The 23,617-nt window shown below is 59.9% G+C and carries 23 protein-coding genes; 16 read left to right on the top strand and 7 right to left on the bottom strand.

The window, feature by feature from the left end; genetic code table 11:
• Nucleotides 1-29: 29 nt before the first annotated feature.
• The 3 genes from AC27VU_RS22415 to AC27VU_RS22425 all read left to right on the top strand — a co-directional run bounded on the left by AC27VU_RS22415 (nucleotide 30) and on the right by AC27VU_RS22425 (nucleotide 3,279).
• Nucleotides 30-1,280: a lipoprotein-releasing ABC transporter permease subunit gene (locus AC27VU_RS22415; protein ID WP_003226577.1), complete on the top strand. Its 1,251-nt coding sequence runs from the start codon at nucleotides 30-32 to the stop codon at nucleotides 1,278-1,280.
• 7 nt (nucleotides 1,281-1,287) lie between these two features.
• Nucleotides 1,288-1,971, top strand: a complete 684-nt coding sequence (gene lolD, locus AC27VU_RS22420) for a lipoprotein-releasing ABC transporter ATP-binding protein LolD (protein WP_177327499.1) — start codon at nucleotides 1,288-1,290, stop codon at nucleotides 1,969-1,971.
• Nucleotides 1,972-2,034: 63 nt separating this feature from the next.
• Nucleotides 2,035-3,279 (top strand): lipoprotein-releasing ABC transporter permease subunit, encoded by a 1,245-nt coding sequence (locus AC27VU_RS22425; protein WP_103485785.1) that lies wholly within the window; start codon nucleotides 2,035-2,037, stop codon nucleotides 3,277-3,279.
• A gap of 108 nt (nucleotides 3,280-3,387) precedes the next feature.
• Here AC27VU_RS22425 and AC27VU_RS22430 read toward each other — a convergent pair whose 3' ends face one another.
• The gene (locus tag AC27VU_RS22430) at nucleotides 3,388-4,737 is read right to left on the bottom strand and encodes a heavy metal sensor histidine kinase (RefSeq protein ID WP_488724954.1); all 1,350 of its coding nucleotides are present in this window, start codon (nucleotides 4,735-4,737) and stop codon (nucleotides 3,388-3,390) included.
• Nucleotides 4,737-5,417: a heavy metal response regulator transcription factor gene (locus AC27VU_RS22435; RefSeq protein ID WP_103520045.1), complete on the bottom strand. Its 681-nt coding sequence runs from the start codon at nucleotides 5,415-5,417 to the stop codon at nucleotides 4,737-4,739. Before AC27VU_RS22435 ends, AC27VU_RS22430 begins: the two co-directional genes overlap by 1 nt.
• Before the next feature lie 154 nt (nucleotides 5,418-5,571).
• Here AC27VU_RS22435 and copI point away from each other — a divergent pair, with 154 nt between their 5' ends.
• Entirely contained in the window at nucleotides 5,572-6,105 is a 534-nt protein-coding gene (copI, locus tag AC27VU_RS22440) for a copper-resistant cuproprotein CopI (RefSeq protein ID WP_488724955.1), read from the top strand.
• Nucleotides 6,106-6,166: 61 nt separating this feature from the next.
• On the top strand, nucleotides 6,167-6,997 hold the full coding sequence (gene queF, locus AC27VU_RS22445) for an NADPH-dependent 7-cyano-7-deazaguanine reductase QueF (protein WP_488724956.1): 831 nt from the start codon (nucleotides 6,167-6,169) through the stop codon (nucleotides 6,995-6,997).
• Nucleotides 6,998-7,174: 177 nt separating this feature from the next.
• Here queF and AC27VU_RS22450 read toward each other — a convergent pair whose 3' ends face one another.
• Complete coding sequence (locus AC27VU_RS22450; protein WP_003226564.1) at nucleotides 7,175-7,438, bottom strand: DUF4404 family protein; 264 nt, start codon at nucleotides 7,436-7,438, stop codon at nucleotides 7,175-7,177.
• Nucleotides 7,439-7,547: 109 nt separating this feature from the next.
• On the bottom strand, nucleotides 7,548-8,168 hold the full coding sequence (pcrP, locus tag AC27VU_RS22455) for an HAD superfamily inactivated hydrolase PcrP (protein ID WP_488724957.1): 621 nt from the start codon (nucleotides 8,166-8,168) through the stop codon (nucleotides 7,548-7,550).
• A gap of 195 nt (nucleotides 8,169-8,363) precedes the next feature.
• Here pcrP and AC27VU_RS22460 point away from each other — a divergent pair, with 195 nt between their 5' ends.
• Nucleotides 8,364-9,053, top strand: coding sequence for an MlaA family lipoprotein (locus AC27VU_RS22460; protein ID WP_103485780.1), 690 nt, complete (start codon nucleotides 8,364-8,366; stop codon nucleotides 9,051-9,053).
• A gap of 53 nt (nucleotides 9,054-9,106) precedes the next feature.
• Here the strand turns inward: AC27VU_RS22460 and AC27VU_RS22465 are convergent, their stop codons facing one another.
• Nucleotides 9,107-9,406, bottom strand: coding sequence for a PilZ domain-containing protein (locus AC27VU_RS22465; RefSeq protein ID WP_003226557.1), 300 nt, complete (start codon nucleotides 9,404-9,406; stop codon nucleotides 9,107-9,109).
• 274 nt (nucleotides 9,407-9,680) lie between these two features.
• Between AC27VU_RS22465 and rssB the strand changes: the two genes are divergently transcribed.
• Entirely contained in the window at nucleotides 9,681-10,865 is a 1,185-nt protein-coding gene (gene rssB, locus AC27VU_RS22470; protein ID WP_003226555.1) for a two-component system response regulator RssB, read from the top strand.
• The gene (gene rssC / locus AC27VU_RS22475) at nucleotides 10,862-11,344 is read left to right on the top strand and encodes an anti-sigma factor antagonist RssC (RefSeq protein WP_003226553.1); all 483 of its coding nucleotides are present in this window, start codon (nucleotides 10,862-10,864) and stop codon (nucleotides 11,342-11,344) included. The genes rssB and rssC overlap by 4 nt, the downstream gene beginning before the upstream one ends.
• A 215-nt stretch (nucleotides 11,345-11,559) precedes the next feature.
• On the opposite strand, the gene tal is transcribed toward rssC, so the two are convergent.
• Together tal and AC27VU_RS22485 are read right to left on the bottom strand one after the other, a co-directional pair.
• Nucleotides 11,560-12,486, bottom strand: coding sequence for a transaldolase (tal, locus tag AC27VU_RS22480; protein ID WP_027611470.1), 927 nt, complete (start codon nucleotides 12,484-12,486; stop codon nucleotides 11,560-11,562).
• A gap of 207 nt (nucleotides 12,487-12,693) precedes the next feature.
• On the bottom strand, nucleotides 12,694-13,644 hold the full coding sequence (locus AC27VU_RS22485) for a glycosyl hydrolase family 5 (RefSeq protein ID WP_488724958.1): 951 nt from the start codon (nucleotides 13,642-13,644) through the stop codon (nucleotides 12,694-12,696).
• 291 nt (nucleotides 13,645-13,935) lie between these two features.
• On the opposite strand from AC27VU_RS22485, the gene AC27VU_RS22490 reads away from it, so the two are divergent.
• The 8 genes from AC27VU_RS22490 to AC27VU_RS22525 all read left to right on the top strand — a co-directional run.
• Nucleotides 13,936-14,376: a low molecular weight protein-tyrosine-phosphatase gene (locus AC27VU_RS22490; RefSeq protein WP_003226547.1), complete on the top strand. Its 441-nt coding sequence runs from the start codon at nucleotides 13,936-13,938 to the stop codon at nucleotides 14,374-14,376.
• A gap of 38 nt (nucleotides 14,377-14,414) precedes the next feature.
• A complete protein-coding gene (locus tag AC27VU_RS22495; RefSeq protein WP_488724959.1) occupies nucleotides 14,415-16,643 on the top strand; it encodes a polysaccharide biosynthesis tyrosine autokinase in 2,229 nt (742 codons plus the stop codon).
• Nucleotides 16,644-16,684: 41 nt separating this feature from the next.
• On the top strand, nucleotides 16,685-17,767 hold the full coding sequence (locus AC27VU_RS22500) for a glycosyltransferase (protein WP_488724960.1): 1,083 nt from the start codon (nucleotides 16,685-16,687) through the stop codon (nucleotides 17,765-17,767).
• Between the two features lie 15 nt (nucleotides 17,768-17,782).
• Nucleotides 17,783-18,895: a polysaccharide pyruvyl transferase family protein gene (locus AC27VU_RS22505; RefSeq protein WP_488724961.1), complete on the top strand. Its 1,113-nt coding sequence runs from the start codon at nucleotides 17,783-17,785 to the stop codon at nucleotides 18,893-18,895.
• Nucleotides 18,892-20,121, top strand: coding sequence for an MATE family efflux transporter (locus tag AC27VU_RS22510; protein ID WP_488724962.1), 1,230 nt, complete (start codon nucleotides 18,892-18,894; stop codon nucleotides 20,119-20,121). Before AC27VU_RS22505 ends, AC27VU_RS22510 begins: the two co-directional genes overlap by 4 nt.
• A complete protein-coding gene (locus AC27VU_RS22515) occupies nucleotides 20,112-21,215 on the top strand; it encodes a hypothetical protein (protein WP_003226536.1) in 1,104 nt (367 codons plus the stop codon). The genes AC27VU_RS22510 and AC27VU_RS22515 overlap by 10 nt, the downstream gene beginning before the upstream one ends.
• Nucleotides 21,216-21,227: 12 nt before the next feature.
• The gene (locus tag AC27VU_RS22520; protein WP_488724963.1) at nucleotides 21,228-22,271 is read left to right on the top strand and encodes an acyltransferase family protein; all 1,044 of its coding nucleotides are present in this window, start codon (nucleotides 21,228-21,230) and stop codon (nucleotides 22,269-22,271) included.
• Nucleotides 22,272-22,485: 214 nt separating this feature from the next.
• On the top strand, nucleotides 22,486-23,617 hold a 1,132-nt coding region (locus AC27VU_RS22525; protein ID WP_488724964.1), incomplete at its 3' end, for an SGNH/GDSL hydrolase family protein.

Here is a 23,617-nt window from a genome sequence, read left to right on the forward strand (position 1 = left end):
GTTCCTTTTCCCTCCGAACAAGCCCCGACATGTTCAGACCTCTCTTCGTATTTATCGGCACGCGTTATACCCGTGCAAAGCGTCGCAATCATTTTGTGTCATTCATTTCCCTGACTTCGATGATCGGGCTCGCCCTTGGCGTGGTCGTGATGATCGTGGTGCTATCGGTGATGAACGGCTTCGATCATGAGATGCGCACCCGCGTGTTGGGCATGGTGCCCCACGCGACTCTTGAAACCGGCGAACCGATCAACGATTGGCAAAGCCTCGCCGCCAAGGTCAAGCGCAACCCGGAGGTGACGGCCGTTGCGCCGTTCACCCAGATGCAGGGTTTGCTGACCAACAACGGCCAGGTGTCCAAGGTGTTGCTCAACGCCATCGACCCCGCGCTCGAGCGCAATGTGTCGATCATCGACAACTTCATGAAGCAGGGCAAACTCGACGACCTGACGCCGGGCAGCTTCGGCATCGTCATCGGCGACAAGGCCGCGACCAAGCTCGGCGTAGGCCTCGGTGACAAGGTCACCTTCGTCGCGCCGGAGGTCAGCGTGACCCCGGCCGGGATGTTCCCGCGCATGAAGCGTTTCACCGTGGTCGGCATTTTTCATGTCGGCGCCGGTGAGCTGGACGGCTATCTGGGCGTCACCAACCTGCAGGATCTGGCGAAGATGCACCGCTGGAAACCTGATCAGGTGCAGGGCATCCGGTTGAAGTTCGATGATCTGTTCCAGGCGCCGCGCGTGGCCTGGACCATCGCCCAGCAACTGGGCGAAGACCATTACTACGCCCGCGACTGGACCCGCACCCACGGCAATCTGTATCAGGCGATCCGCATGGAAAAAGCCATGATCGGTCTGCTGTTGCTGCTGATCGTCGCCGTGGCTGCGTTCAACATCATTTCCACGCTGGTGATGGTGGTGAATGACAAGAAGAGCGACATCGCCATTCTGCGCACCCTCGGCGCTACGCCGGGGACGATCATGCGCACGTTCATGGTGCAGGGCACCGTGATCGGCGTGGTCGGTACGGCCATCGGCGCGGTGGTCGGGATTCTCGCGGCGTTGAACGTCAGCGCGGCGATTTCCGCCCTCGAAGGGCTGATCGGCCACAAGTTCCTCAACGCCGATGTGTATTTCATTGATTACCTGCCGTCGCAGGTGCAGAGCCAGGACGTGGTCATGGTCTGCGCGGCTGCGTTGGTCCTGAGTTTCCTCGCCACCCTGTATCCCGCCTGGCGTGCCGCGCGCACCCAGCCGGCGGAGGCGCTACGTTATGAGTGAGTCGGGCATGAGTGATAAAGCAATCTTGAGCTGCCGCAACCTCGGCAAATCCTACGAGGAAGGCCCGGAGTCGGTGCAAGTGTTGGCCGGTCTGCAACTGGAGTTGCACCCGGGCGAGCGTGTCGCGATCGTCGGCAAGTCCGGTTCGGGCAAAAGTACCTTGCTCAACCTGCTGGGCGGTCTCGATACGCCGACCGAGGGCAGCGTCTGGCTCGACGGTGAAGAACTGTCGGCCCTGAGCGAGAAGAAGCGTGGCCTGCTGCGTAACCGCGCCCTCGGGTTCGTGTATCAGTTCCACCACTTGCTGCCGGAGTTCACCGCGCTGGAAAACGTCTGCATGCCGCTGCTGATCGGCAAGACTGCGATCCCGGAAGCACGTCAGCGCGCTACGGCGTTGCTCGAGCGCGTAGGTCTGGGTCATCGTCTGGAACACAAACCGGCCGAGCTGTCCGGTGGTGAACGCCAGCGTGTGGCTATCGCCCGTGCACTGGTGAACAATCCGGGCCTGGTAATGCTCGACGAGCCGACTGGCAACCTCGATTCGCACACCGCCGAAGGCATTCAGGACTTGATGCTGGAACTCAGCACCTCGATGCGCACGGCGTTCCTGGTGGTGACTCACGACATGAACCTGGCCCGCCAGATGGACCGCGTCCTTCAATTGCAGGAAGGCTGCTTGACCACCATCTGACCGACCGAAACCCGGTGCCTGAAAAGGCATCGGGTCTTTTATTTTTATACGGTGCCCCAGCGAATGTTCAGACCGTTATCGATCTTTATCGGCACGCGCTATACCCGCGCCAAACGCCGCAATCGCTTTGTTTCGTTCATCTCGATGACTTCGATGATCGGGCTCGCCCTCGGCGTGCTGGCGATGATCGTGGTGCTGTCGGTGATGAACGGTTTTCAGCGCGAGATGAGCTCGCGCATCCTCGGCATGGTGCCGCACGCGACCATCGTTGGCGTCAAGCCGATCGATGACTGGCAGCCAGTGGCCGCCGCCGCGCTGAAAAATCCCGAAGTGACCGCCGCCGTGCCGTTCACCGAGATGGAAGGCATGCTGTCCTACAAGGGCTCGATGCAGCCGATCCAGATCAGTGGTGTCGATCCGGCCCAGGAAGGCAAGGTGTCGATCGTGGCCCAGCACATCGTGCAGGGCCGTCTTGATGATCTGAAACCCGGCGAGTTCGGTGTGGTGATCGGTGAAATCACCGCGCGGCGCTTCCGTCTCAATGTCGGTGACAAGATCACCCTGATCGTGCCGGAAGTCAGCACCGCACCGGGGGGCATCACCCCGCGCATGCAGCGCCTGAACGTAGTCGGTGTGTTCAAGGTCGGCGCCGAGCTGGACGGTTCGATGGGCCTGATCCACGTGGCCGATGCCGCGACCATGCAGCACTGGCAGCCGAATCAGGTGCAGAGCGTGCGCCTGGCGGTGAAGGACCTGTACGCCGCGCCGAAAGTCTCCTCGGACATCGCCGCGGGCCTCGGTGCCGACTTCAAGGCGGATGACTGGACCCACACCCAGGGCAGCCTGTTCAGCGCGATGAAAATGGAAAAAACCATGATCGGCCTGCTGTTGCTGATGATCGTCGCCGTGGCGGCGTTCAACATCATCGCCACGCTGATCATGGTGGTGAACGACAAGGGCGCGGACATCGCGATCCTGCGCACCATCGGCGCCACGCCACGGCAGATCATGGCGATCTTCATGGTGCAGGGCACGGTGATCGGCATTGTCGGCACACTGATTGGCGGCGTGCTCGGGGTGATCGCGGCACTGAATGTCAGCGAGATGGTCGGCTGGGTTGAGCGCGTTACCGGGCAGCACATCTTCAGTTCCGACGTGTACTTCGTCAGCAACCTGCCTTCGGAATTGCAGGGCGGGGATGTGCTGTTGATCTGCTCGGCGGGCTTTATTCTGAGCTTCCTGGCGACGGTGTACCCGGCGTTGCGGGCGGCGAAGATCGAGCCGGCTCACGCGTTGAGATATTCGTAAGCGCCAATACCGCCTTCGCGAGCAAGCCCGCTCCCACAGGGGATTTGTGTACGACGCAGATCCAATGTGGGAGCGGGCTTGCTCGCGAAGGGGCCGGACCTGCTGGCCTCAAACTCCCTTGGGCAACTCAATCACAAACCGCGTCCACCCCGCAGCCGATTCGCAATGAATCTGCCCACCATGCGCGCGGACGATCGACTGGGTAATCGCCAACCCCAACCCAGCATGCTCACTGCTGCCTTCCTGCCGCGCCGGATCCGCCCGATAAAACCGGTCAAACAGCCGTGGCAACAGTTCTGCTGAAATCCCTTCACCACTGTTCTCCACCGACACCTGCACCCTGTGCGGCTGATCGACGATGGACAAGCGCACGCTGCCTGTCGCCGGAGTAAAGCGCAGCGCGTTGTCCAGCAGATTCGACAAGGCCCGGCGCAACATATTGCGATCACCGTCCATGCGCGCATGACCTTCGCGGCTCAGCGTCACCCCGGCGTCCTCGGCCAATGGCGCAAAAAACTCCAGCAGCACATCGCTCTCATCCGCCAGTTCCAGTGCCTCACGCTTGGGCATCAGCAAACCGTGGTCAGCCTTGGCCAGATAAAGCATGTCGTTGATCAGTTGCGCCATCCATTGCAGTTCTTCGAGATTGCTGTGCAGGGCTTCGCGGTAATCCTCGATCGGTCGCGGGCGGGTGAGGGTGACCTGGGTGTGGGTCAGCAGGTTCGACAGCGGTGTGCGCAGTTCATGGGCGATGTCGGCAGAGAACGCCGACAGCCGTTGAAACGAGTCGTCGAGGCGTCCGAGCATGGCGTTGAAGCTGTGGGCCATTTCCGCAAGTTCTGGCGGCATTTGCGCTTCCGGCAGTCGGGCGTTGAGCGAATGTGCGGAAATCCCACGCGCCACTGCACTCATGCGCCGCAGCGGACGCAAGCCGCTGCGTGCGGCCCAGGCGCCGAGCAGCGCGGTGGCCAGCGCCGACAGCCCGACGGTCAGCCAGATCAGGTGCTGCATGCGTTGCAAAAAGTGCTGGTGATGGGTGATGTCCAGCAGCAGTGTCAGTTGGGGCGTATCGGGTTTGTCCGGGTAGAGCGGGGCATTGAGCACGCGATAGTCTATGCCGTCATTGCTGATGGTCGACAGGCCGGGCTGTTGCGGCAAGTCCGGTGGCACCTTGATCGAGCTGTCGTACCAGCGCTGGCCATCGGCCCCGGTGATGCGCAGCGAAAGATCGGCCTGCCGGCTGAGTTCATCGGCCAGCCGCGTTTCACTCTCGCTGGCCTGAACATCCTGCAAGGCACGGCGCAAACCGATCAGCTTGCCGTCGAGCAATTGCTGGTCGAGCTCAATGAAGTGCGCCTCGCTGGCGCGGTTGAACAGCACCCCGGCGAACAGCGAGACCACGGCGGTGCAGGCGGCAAACAGCAAGGCCAGACGCGAACTCAGGGACAGGCGAGGCATCAGGCCGGACGCTCTTCAAGCACGTAACCCATGCCGCGCACGGTGTGGATCAGTTTGTTGGGGAAGTCATCGTCGATCTTCAGGCGCAGGCGCCGGATTGCCACTTCGATCACGTTGGTGTCGCTGTCGAAGTTCATGTCCCAGACTTGCGAGGCAATCAGCGATTTCGGCAGCACTTCACCCTGACGGCGCAGGAGCATTTCCAGCAGGGCGAACTCCTTGGCGGTCAGGTCGATGCGCTGACCGCTGCGTTCGACCCGACGACGGATCAGGTCCAGACGCAGATCGGCCAGTTGCAGACTGGTTTCCTGGGGCAGGGCGCTGCCCCGGCGCAGCAGGCTGCGCACCCGGGCCAGCAGTTCGGAGAAGGCGAAGGGTTTGACCAGATAATCGTCGGCGCCGAGTTCGAGGCCGTGAACCCGATCCTCGACGGCATCTTTGGCGGTCAGAAACAGTACCGGCGTGTCGAGGCCGGCAGTGCGCACTGCATGCAGGATCTGCCAACCGCTGCGTCCGGGCAGCATCACGTCGAGAATCAGCAGCGCATAATCACCGCTCAAGGCCAGTTGCTGACCGCTGTTGCCGTCGGCCACCAGCTCTGTGTTGAACCCGGCCTCGGTCAGGCCCTGGCGCAGATAGTGGCCGGTTTTCGGTTGGTCTTCGACGATCAGCAGTTTCATGGGCGGCTCGGGTTGTAGAAACGAAAGCGTTATACCGTGAGAGCAGGCGACAGGCGCCAACCTGACAAAGTTGTAATCTGTCTGTCAGGTAGCTGCCAGCGCAGGCGGGCTAGAGTTTCCCACAGGCTGAACCTTTTCTTGTTGGAGTATGACTATGTTTTTGCGCAACCCTCTGGCCGTCGCCGCCTGTTTGCTGGCGCTGAGTTCACCTGTCTGGGCCGCACCCGCGCACAGCTATGACTTCGGCCAACCGGCGCCGGCGGCCAAGGCCAGCCGCAGCATCGAGGTGGTGCTGAACGACATGTCGTTCGAGCCGAAGGCAATTCAGGTCAAGGCCGGTGAGACCATTCGCTTTGTGCTGGTGAATAAAGGCCAGTTGCTGCACGAATTCAACCTCGGCGACGCGGCGATGCATGCCAGACACCAGCAGGAAATGTTGCAGATGCAGCAAAGCGGCATGCTCACGCCTACCGGCATGAAAGAAATGTCCCACGACATGGCCGGCATGGATCACGGCAGCATGGACCACGGCATGAAGCACGACGACCCCAACAGCGTGCTGGTCGAGCCGGGCAAGACCGCCGAGCTGACCTGGACCTTCAGCAAAGCCACCAGCCTGGAATTTGCCTGCAATATTCCGGGTCACTACCAGGCAGGCATGGTCGGCAAACTGACTGTCAGTCAGTAAGCACTCAAAGGCGAGAGCAAAGGCTGATAGAATCCGCTGATTCTTCAGTCAGGTTTCCGCCATGCATCCCGCAGCCGAACATTCGCCGCTGGGCAAATCCAGCGAATACATCGCCACTTACACGCCGTCCCTGCTGTTCCCGATTCCGCGTACCGCGAAATGGGCCGAGCTGGGCCTGACCGCCGAAACCTTGCCGTATAAAGGCGTGGATTTCTGGAACTGCTTTGAACTGTCGTGGTTGTTGCCATCGGGCAAACCGGTGGTGGCGATCGGTGAATTCAGCATTCCGGCGGATTCGCCGAACATCATCGAATCGAAGTCGTTCAAGCTGTACCTGAACTCGCTGAACCAGACGCCGTTTGCCGACATCACCAGCCTGGAAGCGACGCTGGTCAAGGACTTGTCGGCCGCTGCCGGCAAACCGGTCGGCGTGCGCGTGCGCAGCCTGAAAGATGTCGAAGCCGAAGGCGTCGTGGCGTTGCCGGGCGTGTGCATCGACGATCTGGATATCAGCGTCAGCAACTATGAGCATCCGCGTCCGGAACTGCTGCGTTGCGATGATTCGCGGATTGTCGAAGAGAGCGTGCACAGCCATCTGCTCAAATCCAATTGCCCGGTGACCAGTCAGCCGGACTGGGGCAGCGTGGTAGTCGAATATCGCGGCGCGGCGCTGGATCACGCGAGCCTGCTGGAGTACATCGTCAGTTTCCGCCAGCATTCGGACTTCCACGAACAGTGCGTGGAGCGGATCTTCCTCGACCTGCAACGTTTGCTGAAGCCAGAGAAACTGACGGTGTTTGCGCGCTATGTGCGTCGGGGTGGGCTGGATATCAACCCGTATCGCAGCACTGAAGCGGTACAACTGCCGAACCATCGCCTGGTGCGTCAATAAATAACTCCCGTAGGAGTGAGCCTGCTCGCGATAGCGGACTGACATTCAACTTGGATGTCGACTGATACACCGCAATCGCGAGCAGGCTCACTCCTACAAGGGACTGCGTTTCAAATCGCACCTATGAAAAAGCCCTGCCAGTGATGGCAGGGCTTTTTGCATTTCGGGGGAGGGGAATCAGATCCCCATGCTGCCCAGCGCATTGACGATATTGCGCAGGGTGCCGGCAATGGCCGGGTGTTCGACTTCGAAGCGTTCCACCGCCAGGTTCACACCGTCGGCGATGCTCGCGTCCTGAGTGGCAGTTTCCAGTTTGATTTCCGATTCAATCTGCGCCATCAGCGCACGCAGATCTTCACGCTCATCTTCGGACAGCGGCGGATTCTGCTCCAGTTGCTCGCGCAGGGTATTGAGCTGTTCTTGAAGTTCACGGGCGGGCATGGTGTGGTTCCTTTTATCTATAGGCACTGGCATTGACCGCAGCCGCGCGCCAAAGGTCTATGGCTGACCTTTAGATTAATCCACTCTGCTGCAACCTGCATGATCCCGGTCAGGGCTTTTCGCCTTTGAGGCGGCGCAGGCTGATGTCGGCCAGGCAAGTGTCGAGTTCGCCCAGATGATCGATCACCGAGTGCACGCCGAGGCCAAACAATTGCAGGGTCGCCTTGCCGCGCAGCTGCTCGCGCTCCTTCTGGCTCAAGGCTTGCCACTCGCTCGGCGCCAGGCCACACAACGAGCCGCAGGACGCCAGGCCAATGGTCCACAACCCGGCGTTGAGGCCCGATTGCAGCAGGCGTGGCTCGCCGCTGACCAGCACACAGCCATCCAGACGGCTGACGTTCAACCCCATCAGCGCCTGCCAGCAGGCGTTCGGCGCTGGCCATGGATTGATTGTTGCTGAATGTTGCGTCGGTTTGATCCAACCCGGCAGCGAGGCCGCTAGCGGTTGCGCGAGGGCCGGGGGCAGCTCATCGATCCACGCACAGGGAATCTGCTGGCGCTGCAAGCTGAGCAGACTGTCGAGGGCGCCGGGCGTGGCGTCGGCCTGCTCGGGCAGCACGCTGGCGTGTTGATGGGCGCGGGCACCGAAATCCACCAGACAGCCGCTGAGTCCGAACAGCACGGCGGTCAGACCGGGCGCGGCGACAGGCAAGGCTTCAGCGTGTGTCATGGCAACGTCCCTGAAATAGTCATGAGGCTAGGGGACGGCGGTGACAGTTGGATGACAGGCGTGTGAAGGGGGCTTGGAAAGGTACTACACGACTCTTCATTGGTAGACTGCCCAAAACGGCTTTTGCGCTTATACTAGCGGTCTTAACGCTTGGGCCCGGGTGCCCGCGCCAGTAAAAATCCAAGGAGTTTTTCTATGCGCTGGAGCAATCCTCTCGCTCAGCTATGTGTATGTGCCAGCGTCTTGCTGGTTCCGTTCGCCGCCAACGCCGCAACGGAAGAAGACCCTTGGGAAAGCGTCAACCGCCCGATCTTCCAGTTCAACGACTTCGTCGACACCTACGCGCTCAAGCCGCTGGCGCAGGGCTACGAGTACGTGACGCCGCAGTTCCTCGAGGACGGCATCCACAACATGTTCCGCAACGTCGGTGATGTCACCAACCTGGCGAACAACATTCTGCAGGCCAAACCGGCAGCAGCCGGTGTCGATACCGCGCGTATCATTTTCAACACCACCTTCGGCCTGCTGGGCTTCTTCGACGTCGGCACCAAAATGGGCCTGCATCGCAGCGACGAAGACTTCGGTCAGACTCTCGGTTACTGGGGCGTTGGCAGCGGTCCGTATGTGATGCTGCCGTTGCTCGGCCCTAGCACCCTGCGTGACGCACCGTCGAAGTACGTCGACAGCTACACCGCTCCGTACCGCTACATCAACGACATCCCGGTGCGTAACTCGACGTTCGGCCTGAACATCGTCGACACCCGCGCCAGCCTGCTGTCGAGCGAGAAGCTGATCAGCGGCGACAAATACACCTTCATCCGCAACGCCTACCTGCAGAACCGCGAGTTCAAGGTCAAGGATGGTAAGGTCGTAGACGATTTTTAATGTCGATCCATGACCAGAAGGCGGCCTCTTGAGGCCGCCTTTTTTGTGTGCGCTTATTTCATCTTCAGAATGGTCAGACCGAGTTTCTGGCTGTCACCGTCCTGGGGCTTGACCCAGACCACTTCAGTCTCGGCCTCCAGTCCGCTCAGCGCCGCGTGCTCGGAGTCGATGCGCACGCTCAAGCGGTCGCCTACCGCGAACTGGCGCGGTGCTTCAACCTGCATGCCACTGCTGGAGAGGTCGATGCACACGCCCGACACCTGATCCCCTTCATGAATCAACACCACATCGGCATCGACCCGCATGCGGATGAAATCGCGCTTTTCGCTGTAGTCCCGACCGGTTTGACTCATGGCTTTGACCTTCCATTGGGTTACGGTTTGAGCTGTTCTTATAACTCTCGGTGATTTGACAAGTAAAGTCGTCAAGCGACCATCGGCGCATGCTTGAAACGCCCCGCGGATGGGAGTACCGTCTGCGCCTTAGAAGGGCACCTCTGGTGCAATCGCGTTCCGGCTCAGTGCTCGAAAGCGGTGCAGCAGAGAGGCTAGAAAGCGAATCCAGTAGTCTGAGCCGGGCCGATGCCCCGCCTGCTACGCCAACCTAATTCTGGCGCCGTTTGCCCACATGCCAAAAACCAGTGCCACGCTGCTGATAATCGATGATGACGAAGTAGTGCGCGCGAGCCTCGCGGCCTATTTGGAAGACAGTGGTTTCAGCGTCCTGCAGGCCAGCAACGGCCAACAGGGTCTTCAGGTATTCGAGCAAGACAAGCCCGACCTGGTCATCTGCGATCTGCGCATGCCGCAGATGGGCGGTCTCGAATTCATCCGTCAGGTCACCGAGCGGTCACCGCAAACGCCGATGATCGTCGTTTCGGGTGCGGGCGTGATGAACGACGCGGTCGAGGCGTTGCGCCTGGGTGCCGCGGACTACCTGATCAAGCCTCTCGAAGACCTGGCCGTGCTCGAGCACTCGGTGCGTCGCGCGCTTGATCGTGCGCGCCTGTTGCTGGAGAACCAGCGCTACCGCGAGAAGCTGGAGAAGGCCAACCGCGAGCTCGAAGCCAGCCTGAACCTGCTCCAGGAAGACCAGAACGCCGGTCGCCAGGTGCAGATGAACATGCTGCCGGAAAGCCCGTGGCGCATTGACGAGTTCCAGTTTGCTCACCAGATCATCCCGTCGCTGTACCTGTCGGGTGATTTTGTCGATTACTTCCGCGTCGACGAGCGTCGGGTGGCGTTCTACCTGGCCGACGTCTCGGGCCATGGCGCCTCTTCAGCGTTCGTCACCGTGCTGCTGAAGTTCATGACCACGCGCTTGCTGTTCGAGTCCAAACGCAACGGCACGTTGCCGGAATTCAAGCCTTCGGAAGTGCTTGGTCATATCAACCGGGGGCTGATCAGCTGTAAGCTGGGCAAGCACGTCACAATGGTCGGTGGAGTCATCGACGAGGAGACCGGTTTGTTGACCTATAGCATCGGCGGCCATCTGCCGTTGCCTGTGTTGTACACGCCTGACAGTGTTCGTTACCTCGAAGGCCGCGGTTTGCCGGTGGGCTTGTTCAATGAGGCCACCTACGAAGATCACGTGCTTGAGCTGCCTCCGACTTTCAGCCTGACGCTGATGTCCGACGGCATTCTGGATCTGTTGCCAGAACCGACGCTCAAGGAAAAAGAAGCTGCTTTGCCTCAACGGGTGAAGGCGGCGGGCGGCAGCCTGGATGGTCTGCGGCAAGTGTTTGAATTGGCCACGCTAGGGGAGATGCCGGATGATATCGCCCTGTTGGTGTTGAGCAGGAATCTTCAATGAGTACCGGTAGAATCCAGTTCGCCGAGCAGGACGGCACCTTCGTCCTGAAGTTCGTCGGTGAAGTTCGCCTGACCCTGTGTTCGGCGTTGGATGCGACTATTGAGAAAATCTTCACCGCGTTGAATTTCAACGCGATCGTGATCGATTTGACCGAAACCCGTAGCATCGACAGCACCACCCTCGGTCTGCTGGCCAAACTGTCGATCCTGTCGCGGCAAAAGGTCGGCCTGCTGCCGACCGTCGTCACCACCCACGAAGACATCACCCGTCTGCTGCAGTCGATGGGTTTCGAGCAGGTGTTCAACATCGTCAACCACCCGGTGCCTTGCCCCGAGTGCCTGGACGACCTGCCGGATCAGGATCAGTCCGAAGAAGTGGTGCGGATCAAGGTGCTCGAAGCGCACAAGATCCTCATGGGCCTGAACGACTCCAATCGTGAAGCCTTCCATGACCTGGTGAATGCCCTCGAAAGACATTGATTCCCTAGGGGGGAGGGTGTTTGTTCCGGCCTCTTCGCGAGCAAGCCCGCTCCCACAGTGATTGAGTGACCCCGAGATCTTCATTTCACACCTGACCCTGTGGGAGCGGGCTTGCTCGCGAAGGCGTCAGTTCAGACGATGCATCCTCCCGCGCTGCATAAATAAAAAGGGCGAACCCAACCGGGTTCGCCCTTTTTGCATTTCAGCGACTCAGATCACAGCTTGGCCTGCAGCAGCGCCTCAAGTTTCTCCTGGTCACGGGCAAACTGACGGATGCCCTCAGCCAGTTTCTCGGTGGCCATCGCGTCTTCGTTGGACAACCAACGGAACTGCGCTTCGTTCAGGCTCAGGCGCGCTTCGCCAGCGTGGCCCGGAGCGAGTTTGCGCTCCAGTTTGCCGGTGTCTGCCGCGAGCTTGTCGATCAGGTCCGGGCTGATGGTCAGACGGTCGCAACCGGCCAGTTGTTCGATCTGGCTCAGATTGCGGAAGCTGGCGCCCATGACCACGGTCTTGTAGTCATTGGCCTTGTAGTAGTTGTAGATGCGAGTCACCGACTGTACGCCCGGATCATCGGCGCCGGTGTAGTCGTTGCCGTTGGCCTTCTTGTACCAGTCATAGATGCGGCCCACGAACGGCGAGATCAGGAATACCCCGGCGTCAGCGCAAGCGGCAGCCTGAGCGAAGGAGAACAGCAGGGTCAGGTTGGTCTGGATGCCTTCCTTCTCGAGAATTTCGGCAGCGCGGATGCCTTCCCAGGTCGAAGCGATCTTGATCAGCACGCGGTCACGGCCGATGCCGGCCTTGTCGTACAGCTCGATCAGACGATGTGCACGCTTGAGCACGGCGTCCTGGTCGAAAGACAGGCGCGCATCCACTTCGGTGGAAATCCGGCCCGGGATCACTTTGAGGATTTCCTGGCCCACGGCGACGCCAAAACGGTCGCTGGCCAGGCCCACATCGCCCTTGCAGTCGCTGACGCAGGCGTTCAGCAGCTCGGCGTAAGCCGGGATGGCGGCTGCCTTGAGCAGCAGGGAAGGGTTGGTGGTGGCGTCGACCGGCTTGACCCGGGCGATCGCTTCGAAGTCGCCGGTGTCGGCAACCACGGTGGTCATCTGTTTGAGTTGTTCCAGCTTGGAAGTCATGGGTGTGCTCTGTCCTGTGGGTTTGACGACATTACCCGAGCGCTGACAGTCACTCAAGGGTATCCGGGCGTATCGGAGGCCCCGCTGGCAACAACCTGAGAACGGCTGCTTGATGGGCGGGGCGCGGTATCGATGAATACGATGCCAAAAGCGGTCACAGGTTCAAAGCAACTGACGGCCAGCGCCCCTTGGGCACATCAATGGAGGTTATTGCTGGCTCAGTTGGGTTTTGACCGCTGTTTCCGCCGGTTTCGGCTGGCCGTCGGCGGTCAGCAGACCGAAGTTCTTCTCGCGGTCATTGCTGCCGGTGTCGCTGTTTTTCCATTCGTAAATAGAGGTCAGGGCAATGTTGCGGGTTTTGATATCGGCCACGAATGCACTGATTTTACTGGCTTGGCCTTCGGTGCCGCCGTTGGAGGGGAGCGCCGAGATACCCCATTCGCTGATCACCCCCGGCAGATGGAAGTTCTGCTGGATAAACGTCTGGGCGTTGCTGATCTGCGTGCCGGTCATGCCATAGGGATGGTAGGAAACCGCGCTGAGGCATTTAGGGTATTCGCTGACAATTCGGTTGAGTGCCACGGTGGACGCCGAGCCGGCAGTCGGCGGGCGGGCAAAGCCAAAACCGATCACCGGGATGGCTTGCGGCTTGTCCTGCAGGGTTTTGCACGCTGCGCTCATGAACGGCACGAACGTCGTATCGAAATTGCCGGTCGGCCAGTAGGTGTCGAGGTCCGGCTCATTCCACAACTCGATCGCCACCAGTTGCGAGCCGTAGGTCGTCGCCAGGCTGGTTAACGCGTTGGCATACGCGACCCCGGCGTTCGCCAGATCATTGGCCGGTAACGGCTTGGTCGCGCGCAGGGTCATCAGCACCGGCAGACCGGCTGCGCGGGCCACTGCGAAGGCATCGCTGATCTGCTTCTGGTAGGCCGCGCTGGGCAGGCTGTCAGTCCATACGCCAAAACGCACGAAACTGAATCCGGTGGCTTTGACGCGCTCGGCGTCGGCAGCGGAGAAGGTCTGGACTTTGACCTGAACTCCGATGGTCTTGTTGGTGGGTAATGCCGGGAACAGTTCATTGGCCTGACTCTCGCCGGTTGCCGCCAGCAGTAACAGGGTCAGGGCGCTCAGGTGTTTGAGATGGGCTGACTTCATGTCGGTTCTCCAGGTGAGAAATGACAACGGCGAAAAGGTATCTCGTGATAACTGCTTCGAAACTAACATTGGCACTAAGTGCGCCAATGTTATTTTTTGTCAGGAAAACCAGACCTGAAAATCACAGTTATTTTTAGTCCGGTAATTCTATTTTGGCGACTTTTGGCGCTGTGGTACTTAATACACTGGTACTGACAGGGCGAATCTATTTCTGAGTGCAGAATGATCTAGTGGGTTCATTAAGATCCGCTCTAGATGTTGGCAGAATGATATTACACAGGAATGTAAACCTTGTTCAAAAAGATCCTTGTCGTGTGCGTTGGCAATATTTGCCGAAGTCCGACAGCAGAACTTCTGCTGCGTAACGCGCTGACCCCCTCAACCATCTCTGTGACTTCCGCAGGCCTCGCGGCGCGGGTTGGCGAAGGCATGGAAGCGTCGGCGCGCCAGGTGCTGGAAGACCACGGGCACAGCGCCGAGGGCTTCCAGGCCCGGCAATTGACCGCCGATATCGTCAATGAATCAGACCTGATTCTGGTCATGGAAAAACAACATGTGAATCAGGTACTGAAGATTGCCTCGCACGCCCGAGGCAAAGTGTTTCTTCTTGGCAAGTGGCAGAGCGAAAGAGAAATACAGGATCCGTATCGTCAAGGTAAGGCCGCTTTTATTCATGCCCATGCATTGATTGAAGATGCTGTTAGCTCGTGGGCGCAGCGCCTCGGACATTGATGAATATTCTTCAGATCAGTGAATGGTAAGAAAGACTTATGCAGTTACCGTCAGTAATCGCCAACCGTGATAACGATCAAGACAGTATTGATCTTCTGGCTATATTCGGCAGTTTGATCGACCAGAAATGGCTGATCGGTGCATTCACCGGTGCCTTCATGGCCGCTGGTGTTGCCTATGCGGTATTGGCGACGCCGGTGTACCTGGCGAACGCGCTGGTTCAGGTCGAACCGAAAAAGAACGACATGCTCGGCTTTTCCGACCTCAGCAGCATGCTCGGCGGGCAATCGCCGTCGGTGACCGAAATCGGCATCATCAAGTCCCGCGCGGTGATCGGCAAAACCGTCGACGACCTGCGCCTGGACATCGACGTCACCCCCAACACCTTCCCGGTCATCGGTGGTTTTCTCGCCCGGCGTTATCGCGGCGAAACCGAATTCAGCGTGGCGCCGCCGCGTTTTGGCCTCAACAGCTACGCCTGGGGCGGCGAGCGTCTGGCGTTTACCCGGCTCAATCTGCCCAAAGAACTGTTGGGCAAGAAGCTCACCCTGGTGGCTGGCGAACAACAGCACTTCCAGTTGCTCGATGACAACGACAACCTGCTGGTCGAGGGCGTTGCGGGCGAAGCCTTCGCCCAGGACGGCGTCGAGGGTTTGATCGAACGCCTGCAAGCCAACCCCGGCACACGCTTTGAAGTGGTGCGCTATCCACGGATCGTGACCATCCAGGGTTACCAGGATGCGCTGGATATTTCCGAGCAAGGCAAGGAGTCGGGGATTATTCGCCTGGCGCTGGCCAGTTCCGATGCCGCCGAGGCAGTGAAGATCCTCAACAAGATCGCCGCGCTCTACGTGGATCAGAACGTGCGTCGCACCTCGGCGGAGGCGGCGCAAAGCCTGGCGTTCCTGCAAAGCCAGTTGCCGCAGGTCAAGCGTGATCTGGCCAAGGCCAGCGATGCGCTCAACGCGTATCAGACCCGTGGCAAGACCGTGAACATTTCCCTGGAAACCCAATCGGTGCTCGGTCAATCCGTGGCGCTGGAAACGCGGATTTCCGAGCTGAAAATGCAACAGGCGGAAATGGATCGCAAGTTCACCAAGCAGCATCCGGCGTATCGCGCCTTGATGTCGCAGATTGGCGAATTGACCCAGCAGCAGAAGTCGCTGGAAGGCAAGGTCGGTGATCTGCCGGCGACGCAACAGGAACTGCTCAACCTGACCCGCGATGTGGAAGTCGCTTCGCAGATCTACACGCAGTTGCTGAACAAATCCCAGGAGCTGGACATCGTTCGCGCCGGTGCGGTGGGCAACGTGCGCTTGATCGATCCGGCGGATGTCGACCTGAGCAGTCCGGTCAAACCGAAAAAAGCCCTGATCGTGTTGATCGCGACGTTCCTCGGCGCCTTTCTCGGTGTGGCGCTGGTGCTGTTGCGCAAATCCCTGAGCAAAGGTCTGGAAGGCCCGGAAGCCATCGAACAGCTCGGGCTGCCGGTGTACGCCTCGATTCCCTACAGCGCCTTGCAGCGCGACGAGGACACGAAAAAGGGCCGGGCCAAAATCACCGCCGAAACACCGGCCTATCTGCTGGCGCTGCGCAACCCGACCGACCTGTCCATCGAGTCGATCCGCAGCCTGCGCACCTGCCTGCATTTCGCCGCGCTGGATTCGACCAACAACCGGATCATGATCTCCGGCCCCAGCCCGCAGGTCGGCAAGACCTTCGTCTCGTCCAACCTGGCGGCGGTCATGGCGCAGAGCGGTCAGCGCGTGCTGTTGATCGACGCCGACATGCGCAAGGGTCACCTGCACAAGACGCTGAATGTGCCGATCGCCAATGGTCTGTCGGACCTGCTGGTCAAGCGCTGCAGCATCGAGCAGGCGATCAACAAGGTGGAAATCGACAACCTGCATTTCATCAGCCGTGGCCAGGTTCCACCGAATCCTTCCGAGCTGCTGATGCACGCCAACTTCCGCGATCTGCTCGCCGAGCTGAGTCAGCGCTACGACGTGGTGATCATCGATACACCGCCACTGCTGGCGGTGACGGACGCGGCGATTGTCGGGCGTGAAGCCGGGATCAGCCTGATCGTCACGCGGTTTGCGGTGAACCCGGCCAAAGAGATTGAAATGACCATTCGCCGCTTCGCGCAGAACGGCATCGAGCTCAAGGGCGCGGTGTTCAACGGCGTCGAGAAGCGCGCTGCCAGTTACTACGGCAACGGCAACTACGGTTACTACAACTACGAATACGCGTCCGACAAATCCTGAGTGTCAGCGATTGTCCTTACATGCAAGGAAGTGGGTGGGTTGTGAAGAAAATACTGCACGTGGCTGAAACGATAAAAGGTGGGGTCGCCACCGTTATCCGCACCATCTCGGCCTCTCCCGAAGGCCAGGACTCGAATTACGAGCTGGTCTATCTGGTGCCGCTCGACCAGAAAAAAGAGCTGCACGGTATCGATGAGCAGCAGATCCGCACGTTCGAACGCAGCGGGCGCGATGTGCGTTCGCTGCTGCGTTTTGCCTGGCAACTGACCCGGGTGATGCTCAAGGAAAAACCCGATGTGGTGCATTTGCACAGCACTTTTTCCGGGGTGATCGGCCGCGTGGTCTGCGTGCTTCTGCGACCGTGGCGCAAGCCGAAAATCGTCTACTGCCCGCACGCCTTTTCGTTCCTGATGGAAAGCTCGCCGACCAAGCAGAAGCTCTACGCGTGGATCGAGCGCGTCCTGCAGCGGGTCACCGACGTGATCATCTGCGTCAGCCGCTACGAGATGGACAAGGCCGCACGGTTCGGCATTCAGCGCAAGCGCATGAAGCTGATCTACAACGGCATTCCTCAGCGCGACGAGACGCCAAAGTCCGAGAGCCCCGCGCCGATTCATCTGCTGTTCGTCGGTCGTCTCGACTACCAGAAAGGCTTCGACGTGTTGCTCAAGGCGTTTGCCAAGGTGCAGCGCAGAGATCTGAAACTGACGGTGGTCGGCAGTGCGGTCAACGAGGACAAGGTCGAGTGTCCGCCGATGGACGCCGTCGAGTACCTGCCGTGGGTCACCCCGGCCGAGGTGCAGGCGCTGTATCAACAGGCCGACGCGCTGATCGTCCCGAGCCGCTGGGAAGGCTTCGCCATGGTGCCGCTGGAAGGCATGGCCATGGGCTTGCCGGTGATTGCCAGCAACTGCACGTCGCTGCCCGAACTGGTCACCCATGAAGTGTCCGGCTACGTCTTTCCTACCGGTGATCACCAGGCGCTGGCCGATGTGCTGGCGCGAATCCAGAAGCCGCGGTTGCTCGACCTCGGCAGCGAGGGCCGGAACATCGTGCGCGAGCGTTTCAGCGCCGCGCTGATGATCCGCCAGACCTACGACGTGTATTGCGCTCCCACTTATTAAGTAGAACTCAAGCTTATGAACGTAACGATTTTGCATGGCTACAGTGCGTCCAACTCCGGTGACGGCCTGCTCGTCGATCTGGCCATCGCGCTGGTGCAGCGCAACTTTGGCGAAGACACCGCGATCAATGTCGTGGCGTCCGATCCGCAGTCTTTCGCCTACTTGCCGCACCCGCGTTTCGACGCACCGGTGATGGCGGCCAAGGGGCTGGGGCGGGTCAAGCAGGCGGTGTTCCTCAATCAGTCGTATGCCGGGCTGGCGGATCTGTTGCGCAAGACTGATCTGATCGTTGGCGTCGGTGGCGGTTACATGCGCTCGAAAAGTGCCTTCGAACACATCAAGCTGAAACTGGGCCACGCCAAGCAACTGGAAACGGCGATTCTCAGCAAGGTGCCGTCGGTGTACCTGCCGCAAAGCATCGGGCCGTTCCATGGCGAGAGCCGCAAGATCGTCGAGCACTACGCCAGTGCCGATGCGGTGTTCGTACGCGATAACCGCTCCTCGGCGATGTTCGATGCCTGCGAAAACGTCTACCGCGCGCCGGATCTGGCGGTGCAGTCGTTGGCCAGCAAGATCCTTCAGCAACCCAAGTTCACCCGCTGCGCCGCGTCGCCGGCCACCGTGTGCGTGGTGCTGCGCAAACCGCCGGAGTGGAGTAAGGACAAGAAGGTCGCTTACGTCGCCAACCTGAAGTTGCTGCTGCAGCGCCTGAAGAACAAAAGCAAAGTGGTCTGCGCCGTGCAGAGCGCCGTTCGCGGCAACGATGACGGTGCGTTCTATCGCGAACTGGGCATCACCGAAGACCTGCTGTCGTTGAAGGCGACGATTGCCAAATATCAGCCGGACCTGGTGATCTCGGTGCGTTTGCACGGCGCCATCGAGTCGCTGCTGTCCGGTGTCCCGGCGTACCACATCAGCTATGAGCGCAAAGGCTTTGGCGCCTATCAGGACATGGGCGTGGAAGACTGGGTGATCAACGGTGGCGACATCGATGTCGAGCAGATAATCGACACCGTTTACGCGCCGAACGCGCTGTCGAACTTTGGTAAACGCCTGACCGACACCTGCCGCGAGATCGAGGCAAAAACCGTGGCCATGGACGAGATCATCAAAGGCGTCGTTCGATGATATTTCGGTTGCTGCTTCGCGGCGGAGCGTTAGGCGCGAAGTTTCTCCTGGTGTTGGCCATCACCCATTACCTGGGCTACGAAGCGTTGGGGTTTTACGGGGTGGTGGTCGCGGCTTCGTTGATCGCTTCGAAGTTCTACAGCGTCGGTTTCAGTTCCGAGATCAATCGGCTGATCAGCGTCGGCGGAAGTTCGCGGCGGGTGGTCGACAAAGTCCTGCTGCTGTATCTGGCGGTGGGGCTGCTGCTGTCGCTGGTGACAGTGGGGATTTACTCGCTGTTCCAGCAGGTCGAGGCGGGCACCGCGTTGATTCTTTGCGTGACGCTGGTGCTGCTCACCGAACACCTGTCGTTCGAGATCAATTCGTTCGTGTTTTCCGCGCAGAAAGCCACCGCGGGCGCGCTGCTGTTTTTCATCAAGACCGGCCTCTGGGCGCTGCTGGCGGTGGGCGGGATGATGCTCGACTGGGTGTCCGGCATCGCCAGTGTGCTGTGGCTGTGGGTGGCCGCCAACGTGTTGGTGATCATCGCCGGTTACCTGATCGTGGTGAGCGTGCACAAGGGCCGGGCCAGCGCGGCGTTGACCACGGCGACCGTGTGGAAGGCCGGGCTGCCGTTCTACTTCGGTACGGGGTTGATCGCGCTGAGTCAGTACGCCGAGCGCTTTCTGATTGCCGACCTCGAACCGTATGCCAATCTCGGTAAATACGTGTACGCGTGGTCGGCGGCGAACACTTTGCAGGCGCTGTCCTACGCGGTGGTGGCGGTGGTCGGTATTCCGGTGCTGGCCAAGCGGTTTCAGGCGGATCAGCAGGCGTTTACCGTCCGGCACTTGTTCGTCAACAAGTGGGTGATGCGCTCGCTGCTGGTGTCGGCGGCGGTGGCGGTGCTGATCTATCTGTTCTTCAACGTGGTGCTCGATTACGTCGCCACCAGCGTGCCGCGTCCGGATAACGCGATTCTCGGTGTGCTGATCTTTTCCTTTGCCCTGCGGGCCATTGGCGACATCGTCTGGGGCGGTCTGATTGCCTCGAAAAACAGTCGAGTGTCATTCGCCAGTGCGGCGATCTGCCTGCTGGTATCGGTGCCGGTCAGCTACCTGCTGATCAAGCACTATTCGATTTATGGCGCGGCGTGGGGCAATGTCTTCGCGATCATCGTCCAGCTCGGGGTGATTGCCGTGTTGACCCGTGCGACCCGTGCAAAAGGGGCGTTGGCATGGGGTTGAAGTTGCCGTGCATCGAGTTTCGCGGACGCAAACTCGATTCCTCGCTGTCGTTCCTGATTCTGTTCACCGGGCTGTTTCTGTCGGTGGCGATGCCGCTGCTGATCCCCCGCGCTCCAGGCCCGGATGCGATGACTTTGTGGTCTTCCTATGCGCGCGCCGACAACTGCAATTTCTGGAACCCGTTCTCGCCGGATCGCTCCTCCTACGAGTGTTCGGCGTTCCTGCTACGGCCCACCGGGATCAACCTGACCAACGCCTGGGCCTACGGGATGTTCTGCAATTTCTTCCTCACGGCGATTCCGGTGGTGGTGTTCCGCCGCATGCCGCTGGCGATCTTCGGCACCCTGTGTCTGTGGGGGATTGTGCGTTCGTTTTTTCTGGAAAACCTGACCAAGGAAATCATCGTTTCGGTGGCGGTGCTGAGCATTTTGTTCAGCTCGCTGACGCGTAAATATCGTGGCGGATTTTTTCTGTCGGCGGTGATTTACGGCGTGCTGATCCGGCCTTACTGGATTCTGTTTTCACTGTCGTGGGTCGGCGTTTGCGTGATGAAGAAGTACGTGTCGCGCTTCACCTTCTTCCTGATGCTGTTCCTGTTTTATCTGGCGGTGGCCATGGCGATTCAGCTGGCGCTGGGGTTTCCGGTGTCGTCGATTCGCGCCAGCAACAACGAGTTGCGTACGGCGGGGGAGGAGGGCTCGAAATCGCTGATCGTCTCGTGGCTCAGCGGTAGTGATTTTGTCTCGCAGGCGTTGGACTCGATGATCATTTTTTTCCGCCTGTCGTTCCCGGTGGAGCTGATTCTGTTGTCCGGGCCGGGCCAGGTGATCTTCGTCGCGTTGATGATCATGACCGCGCTGCTGCTGTTCAAAGTCATCACTTCCACCGATTACAAAGGCGCGCCGATCGAGACCAAACCCAAGGAACTGATCGCGATTCCGCTGGCGTTCCTGCTGGTGCAGGGTTTGTTCGAACCGGACTTCGGCTCCTTCGCCCGGCACTTTTCCATGGTGGTGCCGGTGTTGTTTGTCGGCCTGGGTTTGATGTTGCGCGCCAACAAACCGGTGCGGGTTGAATCAAGAGTTCTGAATTAAGGCGGGTGCTGTATGTCGAGCAAGAAAAAATCGCTGGAGATCGAAACCCTGCGTGGCCTGGCGTGCCTGCTGTTGGTGCTCTATCACGTCATCGGTCCGTTGGGCGGGGGCTTGAAGATTGATCTCGGCTCGCCGTTCCGCGTCATCGCCGACTCGATGGTGTACGTGCGCATGCCGCTGTTCACCTTCATTTCCGGCTACATCTATTCGATCTACAAAATTCGCGGCAATGACTTTTCCGCGTTCTTCAGTGGCAAGGTGCGACGGCTGATCGTGCCGCTGTTTTGCGTCGGCGTGCCGTTCTCGGTGTTGCAGGCGGTGGGGCCGGGGGTGAACAAGGACGTCGGGGTGATCGATGCGTTGTTGTCGTTCTGGGTGCCGGTCAATCACTTCTGGTTCTTGCAGGCGGTGTTCATCATTTTCATGTTCGTCGGCCTGCTGGAATGGCGCGGGATGCTGCGCTCGATGACGCGCTTGTACCTGCTGTTCGGGTTCGCTGCGGCGGTGTTTCTGCTGCCACCGTTCAAGCTCGATGCGTTCGGCATCAATGGCGCGATTTACCTGCTGCCGTTTTTTGTGGCGGGGATGATCGGCCAGGAAAATGTCGAGGCGCTGAAGCAACGCTTCAAGGTAATCGGGCCGCTGGTGTTTGTGTTGATCTCGCTGACGCTGCTGTACGTGGCGGCGATTGATCGCGAGCTGATCGTTGACCGCCGCAGCCTGATCGGTCTGACCGTGGGCTGCGTGTCGTGCATCGCCTTGCTGTCGAGTGACATGCGTTCGAAGTGGCTGACCTGGCTGGGCGGCTACTCTTACGCGATCTTCCTGTTCCACGTGCTGTTTGCCGCGACGTCACGGTTTGTCATGGGGCGGCTGGGGATAAAAGACGAAAGCATTCTGGTGCTCAGCGGCGTGCTGTTCGGCTTGTTGGGGCCGGTGGTGTTGTCGATGATTTTCAGCCGCTTCAATGTCACTTCGGTGCTGTTTCTCGGGGAGCGTGCGGCGAAGAAGAAGCCAGCGGTTGGCGTTACTCCGGTGGTGCCGGCCAATAGCTGAAAAGCTTCGCGAGCAAGCCCGCTCCCACAGGTTTCGGTGCTGGACACAGATTCAGCAGATGACCGCAATTCCTGTAGGAGTGAGCCTGCTCGCGATAGCGGTATGTCAATCAGAGTTGCACCGTCTGAATCAACGCCATCGCGAGCAGGCTCACTCCTACAATGGATCTGGGTCGTACTCCAGTCCCCTCATTCCAGACTGAAGGAAATAACGCATGTTGGCAGTAGATGACGCTCAGCCCGTCGCGGCGTCGGTGGTGGAAGTGGGCGATGCCCGCGAGCGCTTTGCGCAGTGGCGCGAAGGCAAGGCCGGGAAGGTGTTGTCGGTCTCGGTGATCGGCGACAGCTACAGCGCCGGGCAGAATTTTTATCTGAACAAACTGGTGCAGCGCGTGGCCGGCGAGGTCGGTTTTGCCGGCCCCGGTTATGTCGGTTTCAACCATGGCGCGGCGCTCGGTGGCACGCATTTCAAATACACCCGCAGCAGCGAAAAATACTTCGGTGGTGGCTGGCAAGTGTCCGGCCTCGGCCAGGCCAGCCCCGACAGCCGCACGGTGACCGGCAAACCCGGCGCCTGGCTGCAAATCGATGCCAGTCCGACACCCGCCATCGACACCAAAGTCACTCAGGCGAAACTGCTCTACCTGGGCAACGGCGAGCCCAGTGAGCTGCGTTACCGCTGGACGCCCGCGCAAGACTGGCACCCCTTGAAACTTGAAGAGTCAGGCGTACAGGAAGTACCGCTCACAGGTCTCTCTTCGGCGGCAGACTGGTCATTCAAACTGGAAGTGGTGAAGGGCGCGCCGACCTTGTTTGGCCTGTGGCTGAGCAACGAGCAGAGCGGCGTGCGGGTCTCGAAACTGGCGGCATCGGGCGCGGCATCGGCGGATTTCTATCACCAGGACCCGCAATGGCAGGTGCAGTGGAAAGCCGCTGTGTCGAAGATCCCCGCCGACGTTTACCTGATCATGCTCGGCGGCAACGATCAGGGCTTCGGGGTGAAACCCGAGCAGTACCTGCACAACGTTCAGGGCTTGGTGGCGATGATCCGCGAGATTCAACCGGCGGCGAGTATCAACCTGATCATGCGTCAGGACACCACGCGTTCCAGTGCCTATCCGATGTCAGCGTATGCGCAAGTCCTGCAACCGTGGGCGCATGAGCAGCAGTTGGGCTTTGCCAATCTGCAATGCGCGTTCGGCCCTGACGTCAAACGCTATGCGGCGGCGATGATCGGGCCGGACAGGATTCATCCGCAGCCGGCCACGGGCGGGAAGGTGATTGCTGATTACTTCTATCGCTGGATTGTCAGTGGCATCAACGCGGACAGTTGCGACCCCACCAAAC

Source organism: Pseudomonas sp. 14P5.3.2 (assembly GCF_057799175.1).

What these genes read in the sequence shown, in the direction of transcription:
- queF (WP_488724956.1), top strand. Translation starts at nt 6,167, where the DNA reads ATGCATCCCGCAGCCGAACATTCGCCGCTGGGCAAATCCAGCGAATAC.
- lolD (WP_177327499.1), top strand. Translation starts at nt 1,288, where the DNA reads ATGAGTGATAAAGCAATCTTGAGCTGCCGCAACCTCGGCAAATCCTAC.
- tal (WP_027611470.1), bottom strand. Translation starts at nt 12,486, where the DNA reads ATGACTTCCAAGCTGGAACAACTCAAACAGATGACCACCGTGGTTGCC.
- rssC (WP_003226553.1), top strand. Translation starts at nt 10,862, where the DNA reads ATGAGTACCGGTAGAATCCAGTTCGCCGAGCAGGACGGCACCTTCGTC.
- AC27VU_RS22425 (WP_103485785.1), top strand. Translation starts at nt 2,035, where the DNA reads ATGTTCAGACCGTTATCGATCTTTATCGGCACGCGCTATACCCGCGCC.
- pcrP (WP_488724957.1), bottom strand. Translation starts at nt 8,168, where the DNA reads ATGACACACGCTGAAGCCTTGCCTGTCGCCGCGCCCGGTCTGACCGCC.
- AC27VU_RS22510 (WP_488724962.1), top strand. Translation starts at nt 18,892, where the DNA reads ATGATATTTCGGTTGCTGCTTCGCGGCGGAGCGTTAGGCGCGAAGTTT.
- copI (WP_488724955.1), top strand. Translation starts at nt 5,572, where the DNA reads ATGTTTTTGCGCAACCCTCTGGCCGTCGCCGCCTGTTTGCTGGCGCTG.
- AC27VU_RS22485 (WP_488724958.1), bottom strand. Translation starts at nt 13,644, where the DNA reads ATGAAGTCAGCCCATCTCAAACACCTGAGCGCCCTGACCCTGTTACTG.
- rssB (WP_003226555.1), top strand. Translation starts at nt 9,681, where the DNA reads ATGCCAAAAACCAGTGCCACGCTGCTGATAATCGATGATGACGAAGTA.
- AC27VU_RS22520 (WP_488724963.1), top strand. Translation starts at nt 21,228, where the DNA reads ATGTCGAGCAAGAAAAAATCGCTGGAGATCGAAACCCTGCGTGGCCTG.
- AC27VU_RS22465 (WP_003226557.1), bottom strand. Translation starts at nt 9,406, where the DNA reads ATGAGTCAAACCGGTCGGGACTACAGCGAAAAGCGCGATTTCATCCGC.
- AC27VU_RS22495 (WP_488724959.1), top strand. Translation starts at nt 14,415, where the DNA reads ATGCAGTTACCGTCAGTAATCGCCAACCGTGATAACGATCAAGACAGT.
- AC27VU_RS22460 (WP_103485780.1), top strand. Translation starts at nt 8,364, where the DNA reads ATGCGCTGGAGCAATCCTCTCGCTCAGCTATGTGTATGTGCCAGCGTC.
- AC27VU_RS22515 (WP_003226536.1), top strand. Translation starts at nt 20,112, where the DNA reads ATGGGGTTGAAGTTGCCGTGCATCGAGTTTCGCGGACGCAAACTCGAT.
- AC27VU_RS22415 (WP_003226577.1), top strand. Translation starts at nt 30, where the DNA reads ATGTTCAGACCTCTCTTCGTATTTATCGGCACGCGTTATACCCGTGCA.
- AC27VU_RS22435 (WP_103520045.1), bottom strand. Translation starts at nt 5,417, where the DNA reads ATGAAACTGCTGATCGTCGAAGACCAACCGAAAACCGGCCACTATCTG.
- AC27VU_RS22505 (WP_488724961.1), top strand. Translation starts at nt 17,783, where the DNA reads ATGAACGTAACGATTTTGCATGGCTACAGTGCGTCCAACTCCGGTGAC.
- AC27VU_RS22430 (WP_488724954.1), bottom strand. Translation starts at nt 4,737, where the DNA reads ATGCCTCGCCTGTCCCTGAGTTCGCGTCTGGCCTTGCTGTTTGCCGCC.
- AC27VU_RS22450 (WP_003226564.1), bottom strand. Translation starts at nt 7,438, where the DNA reads ATGCCCGCCCGTGAACTTCAAGAACAGCTCAATACCCTGCGCGAGCAA.